At 61.7% G+C, this 5975-nt stretch carries 6 protein-coding genes; 2 read left to right on the top strand and 4 right to left on the bottom strand.

Going from position 1 to position 5975, the window contains the following annotated elements:
- Window positions 1-748: aminotransferase class V-fold PLP-dependent enzyme (locus EN879_RS21310; protein WP_127274227.1), on the bottom strand; the 748-nt coding region annotated here is incomplete at its 3' end.
- A gap of 236 nt (window positions 749-984) precedes the next feature.
- Here EN879_RS21310 and EN879_RS21305 point away from each other — a divergent pair.
- Together EN879_RS21305 and EN879_RS21300 are read left to right on the top strand one after the other, a co-directional pair.
- A complete protein-coding gene (locus tag EN879_RS21305; RefSeq protein WP_013532163.1) occupies window positions 985-1659 on the top strand; it encodes an alpha/beta hydrolase in 675 nt (224 codons plus the stop codon).
- A gap of 21 nt (window positions 1660-1680) precedes the next feature.
- Window positions 1681-2331: an FMN-binding negative transcriptional regulator gene (locus EN879_RS21300; protein ID WP_063167807.1), complete on the top strand. Its 651-nt coding sequence runs from the start codon at window positions 1681-1683 to the stop codon at window positions 2329-2331.
- 249 nt (window positions 2332-2580) lie between these two features.
- Here EN879_RS21300 and EN879_RS21295 read toward each other — a convergent pair whose 3' ends face one another.
- The 3 genes from EN879_RS21295 to EN879_RS21285 all read right to left on the bottom strand — a co-directional run.
- On the bottom strand, window positions 2581-3681 hold the full coding sequence (locus EN879_RS21295) for an SEL1-like repeat protein (protein ID WP_063167806.1): 1101 nt from the start codon (window positions 3679-3681) through the stop codon (window positions 2581-2583).
- 67 nt (window positions 3682-3748) lie between these two features.
- Entirely contained in the window at window positions 3749-4585 is an 837-nt protein-coding gene (locus tag EN879_RS21290) for a phosphatase PAP2 family protein (RefSeq protein WP_063167805.1), read from the bottom strand.
- A gap of 45 nt (window positions 4586-4630) precedes the next feature.
- Window positions 4631-5975, bottom strand: a 1345-nt coding sequence (locus tag EN879_RS21285; protein WP_164774500.1) for a glycosyltransferase family 39 protein, incomplete at its 5' end; no start/stop codon positions are given.

Below are 5975 nucleotides of genomic sequence, written 5' to 3'. Positions count from 1 at the left end.
CAATGGCAGCGAGGTTTTCAGTCCCGCCGCGATGGCCCTTTTCCTGACCGCCGCCATTGATCAACGGCTTCGGCATCATCAGATCCGAAGCCGCGACGATGGCGCCGACGCCCTTGGGACCACCGATCTTGTGCGAGGACAGAATCAGATAATCGGCGTAACCCGCTGATAGATCGATCGAAACACGCCCGGCGGCCTGCACGGCGTCGACCATGAGGATGCCGCCCGCCGCCTTGACGATCCCGGCGATGCGATCGATCGGCTGGATGACGCCGGTCTCGTTGTTGGCGGCGTGGATGGCAACCAGCGGCAGGCCTTCGCTCTTGTCATGACCACTGAGCGCTGCCGCCAAAGCGTCGAGATCGGCGATACCGTTGGCGTCGACGCCGATCCGGTTTACCTGCACTGCCGGGAAATGTCCGCCGTTCAACAGGCAGGGATGATCGGCCTCCGACACGTAAAGCCGGCTCATGCGCACCGTGCCGCGCCCCATCTGCCAGTCGGGTGACAGCAGCGTCGAGGCTGCTTCCGTGGCACCGGAGGTGAACACGACGTGCTCGGGCTTGGCGTTGACGAGCGCCGCCACGTCACGCCTTGCGGTCTCGATCAGACGGCGGGCCGCCCGCCCCTCGGCGTGAACCGATGACGGATTGGCGGCGACATCGAGCGCCGCGACCATAGCTTCGCGGGCCGCGGCAAGCAGCGGCGCACTGGCATTGTAGTCGAGATAGGCGCGTTTTGCGGCCATTTTCGTCCGTCAAGTCCCGTCAGAAGCCATTCCGCCGTCGTATGGCGTTATTTCCTTGAAATTCCAAGGCGAGCCGTCCTATTTACGCGGCTTGCGGCGCGGGTGGCCGGGCTCGATGTCTTGCCACTCAGTTTTGAACAATTCTAAACTAGCTTCTAAGAAGACGCTCGCCCTGCGTCAAGGCCAGAGGAAACGTTCCAGGCACCGCGCATTCGTATTACCTAGTGGAGTATTTTATGCCTGAGGTCATTTTCACCGGTCCTGCCGGCCGCCTGGAGGGTCGCTACCAGCCTTCCAAGGAAAAGAGCGCGCCGATTGCCATCGTCCTGCACCCGCACCCGCAATTCGGCGGCACGATGAACAACAAGATCGTCTACGACCTCTTCTACATGTTCCAGAAGCGGGACTTCACCACGCTTCGCTTCAATTTCCGCGGCATCGGCCGCAGTCAGGGCGAATTCGACCACGGCACCGGCGAGTTGTCGGACGCTGCCGCGGCGCTGGATTGGGTGCAGTCGCTGCATCCCGATTCCAAGAGCTGCTGGGTCGCCGGCTACTCGTTCGGATCCTGGATCGGCATGCAGCTTCTGATGCGCCGGCCCGAGATCGAAGGCTTCATCTCGATCGCGCCGCAGCCCAACACCTATGATTTCTCGTTCCTGGCGCCCTGCCCGTCATCGGGCCTGATCATCCATGGCGATGCCGACAAGGTGGCGCCGCCGAAGGATGTGCAGGGCCTGGTCGACAAGCTGCACACGCAGAAGGGCATCACCATCACCCAAAAGACGTTGCCCGGCGCCAACCATTTCTTCTCCAACGATGCCGACCTGCTGCTCGAGGAATGCGCCGACTATCTCGACCGCCGGCTGGCCGGCGAATTGTCGGATCCGCGGCCGAAGCGGCTGAGATAAGCAAAGAAAGCAGGGACGGCGATGTACGAACCTCCTCATTTCAGGGAAACGCGGCCGGAAATCCTGCACGGGCTGATCCGGACGCATCCGCTGGGCCTGTTGATTTCCAACGGACCCGATGGGCCGGTCGCCAACGCCATCCCGTTCCTGCTCGACGCGGAAATCGGGCCGAACGGCAGGCTGCGCGCCCATCTGGCGCGGGCCAACCCGCAATGGCGCCTGTTGGCCGACAATCCGGCGTCAACCGTACTGATCGTCTTCCAGGGCAGCGATGCCTATGTGACGCCGTCCTGGTACGAGACCAAGCGCGAGACCGGCAAGGTGGTGCCGACCTGGAATTATGCCATCGTGCAGGTTCGCGGCACCGTCAAGGTGATGGATGATCAGGACTGGCTGGCGCAGCAGATCGCCGATCTGACCGTCTCCCAGGAAGGCGCCCGCGCCGCGCCCTGGGCGGTGACCGATGCGCCGGAGCCCTTCATCCAGTCGCAGATCAAGGGCATTATCGGGCTGGAAATCGAGATCAGCGAAATCCACGGCAAGTGGAAGGTCAGCCAGAACCGGCCGGTCGCCGATCGCGTCGGCGTTGCGCAAGGGCTCGAACACGAGGACCACCGGTCGCCCGACATGGCCGGATTGGTCAGATCCTATGGCGGCCTGGACGGCGTCTAGCTGAATTGGCGGAATGTAGCTTGGAGGTTGGTCATGACGACCAAGCGGGAATTTCAGAGCGACGCCTTTGAGGACCATAGCGCGGTCAGTGACATGGTTCGCGCTGGGACGATCAATAAGCAGACACTACGGTCTTTTGAGGTCTGTCGGTCCGGCCCATCACCGTTCGCGAAGGAAATTAAGGCGCGCCAATGAGCACTGATGAAGCCGAGCCTTGGTGAAGCCCAGCCCGGCCAAATAGAAATCGGGTCATTGCCCTGTAAAAACCTTATCTTTATTAAAATATTTGTCTATGTTGTAAATTGCATGAGCATTACCTTGTGCGGCGGCCCTTTTAAACCAATCATGAGCCACCTCTCGCTCGGACGGCACTCCAAGACCTTTAAGATAGGCTACTCCAAGAGTGTTTTGTGCTTCCGCGTTTCCTTGGTCCGCCGCCTTTGTCGTCCACTCGATCGCTTGCATGAAATCCTGCGGCAGTCCGTAGAATCCGCCGCCATAACTCTGGCCCAACTGTTCCTGAGCCGCAGCATTCCCGTTTGCTGCCGCTTTCTTCAGCCATTTCACGGCAGTGTCTTGGTTGGCGGTTACACCATGCCCAGTAAGGTACATGGCGGACAGCATCGTTTGTGCATACGCTGAGCCCTGCTCCGCGGCCAATAGGTACCATCTGGCCGCTTCAGAATAGCTCTGCGTTACGCCGTTCCCCTCGAAATACATGGCAGCAAGAGCCGCTTGAGAGTCCGCAAATCCACTCTCGGCGGAGAACGCAATCGACTTCAGCGCCTGTACCTTGTCGACTTCAATTCTCAGATTTGGCGGTGAACTGGGAGTTCCGCGTCCTGTCAAAAGCAATAGGCCAAGATTGTGATTGGCCAACACGTCGCCATGTTCCGCAGCCCGCCTGAACCACGCGATGGCTTCGGTGTAGTTCGTGGCGGTGAGTGTCCCCTCTAGGAAATTCACTCCCAAATTATATTCTGCGCGGCTGTAACCGCGCTCTGCGGCCTTCCTTGTCCAAAACAGAGATTTCTGCCGATCGAGTGTTACTCCTCGACCGGTTCCATAAAGATTGCCCAACCAAGTCTCCGCGTCGGGGTGCCCTTTCTCGGCCGCTTTTTGGAACCATTCGAAAGCCTTGACGAAATCCGCTTTAACTCCGAGTCCCAGCAGAAAAACGACGCCAAGCCGGTTCTGCGCGTCGGCCGACCCCGTTAGCGCAGCCGCCTGCAATTCCTGCAGGGTCATATGGTCGACCTGGACTTGCCCCTCCTTCGTGTCAACGAAGGGCGAGGCGTTCGCCATCTCTCCGCCAGCAACAAATGCCGCCAGCAGCGCTCCTACCACCATTCGCGATCGTCGTACCATTGTCCCGCCTTGCCGTCCGGTTATCGCAACGACTTTCCTACCCATGGCATCATCGGCCCGTCAAATTCCTTCTCGGCCCAATCAGCCAAAACGTCTTCTTGCGGACCGGCAAGCCCGAAGGCATCGGCCGGAAGATGAAGCCGAGCCGGGCAAAGACCAGCCCGCAGGCAAGCGCGAAACCGCAGCCAAGGCCGAAGCCGGCGACGGTGTCGCTGGGATAGTGCGCGCCAACGAAGATACGGGTCGAGGCGATGCAGGCGGTGATCGCCAGGGCGATGTACCAGCGCCGCGGAAACAACAGCAAAGCGACCCCGAACACCGCGCCCATTGTCGTACCATGGCCGGACGGAAAGCCGGCGAAGCGCGCATCGAAAGCGAAGGGGTGCAGGGTCAGCACGCCAAAGTCCTCGTAATAGAGCGGGCGAGCCCGGCCAATGGCATATTTCAGCACATTGACGGCGATCCCCGACAGGCCGGTGGCGCACAGCACCAGAAAAGCCAGGCAGGTCCAGTTGTAGAGGAGCATCAGCGAGCGCCGCGACAGGCTTCGCCAATCCGTCAGGTTCGCGGCGACAAGCAGAAGCACTGAGGGAATGATATACCAGCCTCCCAGGCCGAACTGGGTGAAAAAGTCGGCAGTCCGGGCAAATCCCGCCGACCACTTGCCGTGAAGCATTCCGGCCGGAGTGTCGAGACGAACAAACGCCGACGCCGTCAGCAAGACCCAGACCAGCACCCAGACCGACCACAAAATATTCGGGTATCTGGCCGGCCGGGTGGCAAGGCGGCTTTTGGCGATCTGCATCGTATCGCGAAAGTTGTCGAGCGACCGGCGCCCTATGCCAAGGAGCAGGCTCGAAACGGGCGGGCGTGATTTCACCAGCATAGGAAATTCGGCCCCATTGTTGCCGTCATGGGCATCGGCGAGCCGTCACTGGCTTACACGATAGAGGCCGAGCGACAGTTTGTCTCCCGACGAATAGTTGAGGCCATCGACCTCGGCAACGCGGCTCGCCGACTTGCCTTGCGCCTCCAACAGGCCATTCAGCTTCTGCTCGTCGCCGATTTGTGCCAGCGCCAGCGCGCAGGCCGGATCGCCGAGCAGATGCTTGGCGACGCCATCGACATCGGTCAGGACGGTCTTGGTGCCGACCAGGAACACCAGGCTCGGCTCGTGATATTCCGCTGAGGCGAGCACCGTGGTGTCGCAAGGCCTGTTGGCCTGGACTGCCGCCTCGATCGCCGGGCTCAGCCAGATCGGCTTCAGCGAAGGCGCGATGACGCCGAACAACAGCCCATAGGTAATGCCGGCGCAAACCGCGATGGCGCCGATGCGGGAGAGCGGCACTTGCAGCTGTCGCGAAAAAGCGAAATACCCTGCCGCCAGCGCCGCCGCGGCGGCCGGGATGCTCCACCAGGAAAAGGAGCCGGTGAGATAGATCGGCGCTCCGACGCAGACCGCCGCCAGGCCAAGGCTGACCACGACAAGACCGAATGCGGTCGACCACCACAACCAGTCCTGCCAGCGCCTGAGCGGCGCATTGGCCTCCTGCGGCGACAATGTCAGCAGCCAGCCAATCAGCAGCGCCATGCCGGGATAGGCCGGCAGGACATAGTGCGGCAGCTTGGTCGGGATCAGCTCGAACACCAGCCAGAACGGAATATACCAGGCGAGGCAGAAACGCAGCCGGGGATCGTCGCGCAGACGGTTGAGGGCCTGGAGCCCGGCGCCGACCGCGATCAGGCCGAACGGCCACATGAACAAGGAATAGGTCAGCATGTAGAAACCGGGCGGCAGGCCGTGCGATTCCTCGCCCGAGGCGACCTTGGCCATCATGTCCTTGCCGACGGCATCGCTGAGAAAGGTGCCGCCGCTCTTCCAGGTGATGAGGGCAACCCAGGGCAACACGATGAGCGCCACCAGAGCGACACCGCGCACGAGCTTCAGCTTCAGGAGCCAGCGCCAGTCGCGCTCGAAGGCAAACAGGGCGGCGACCGTGAGCAACGACAACAGCGGAGCCACCGGCCCCTTGATAAGAATTCCAAGGCCTTGAGCGGCCCAGAAAATCCACGGCAGATGGGCGGCTACCGGTTCGTTGCGGCGCGCTGCCAGATAGATCTGGGCGAGCGCGCCTTGCGCCGCCACGCAGCAGGCCAGCAGCATGGCGTCGGTCTTGGCGTCACGGCCCTCGAAGGCGGTGGCGAAGATCGCCGCCATCATCAGGCCGGCGGCGAGACCGGCATTGGCCCCGAACAGCTTGGTGCCCGTCCAGGCG

The organism is Mesorhizobium sp. M7A.F.Ca.AU.002.02.1.1, from assembly GCF_003998535.1.
Lineage (GTDB): Bacteria > Pseudomonadota > Alphaproteobacteria > Rhizobiales > Rhizobiaceae > Mesorhizobium > Mesorhizobium ciceri.
The sequence above is the reverse complement of the archived record's forward strand: the minus strand, read 5'-3'. Positions and strand labels throughout refer to the sequence as shown.

What these genes read in the sequence shown, in the direction of transcription:
- EN879_RS21305 (WP_013532163.1), top strand. Translation starts at nt 985, where the DNA reads ATGCCTGAGGTCATTTTCACCGGTCCTGCCGGCCGCCTGGAGGGTCGC.
- EN879_RS21295 (WP_063167806.1), bottom strand. Translation starts at nt 3,681, where the DNA reads ATGGTGGTAGGAGCGCTGCTGGCGGCATTTGTTGCTGGCGGAGAGATG.
- EN879_RS21300 (WP_063167807.1), top strand. Translation starts at nt 1,681, where the DNA reads ATGTACGAACCTCCTCATTTCAGGGAAACGCGGCCGGAAATCCTGCAC.
- EN879_RS21290 (WP_063167805.1), bottom strand. Translation starts at nt 4,585, where the DNA reads ATGCTGGTGAAATCACGCCCGCCCGTTTCGAGCCTGCTCCTTGGCATA.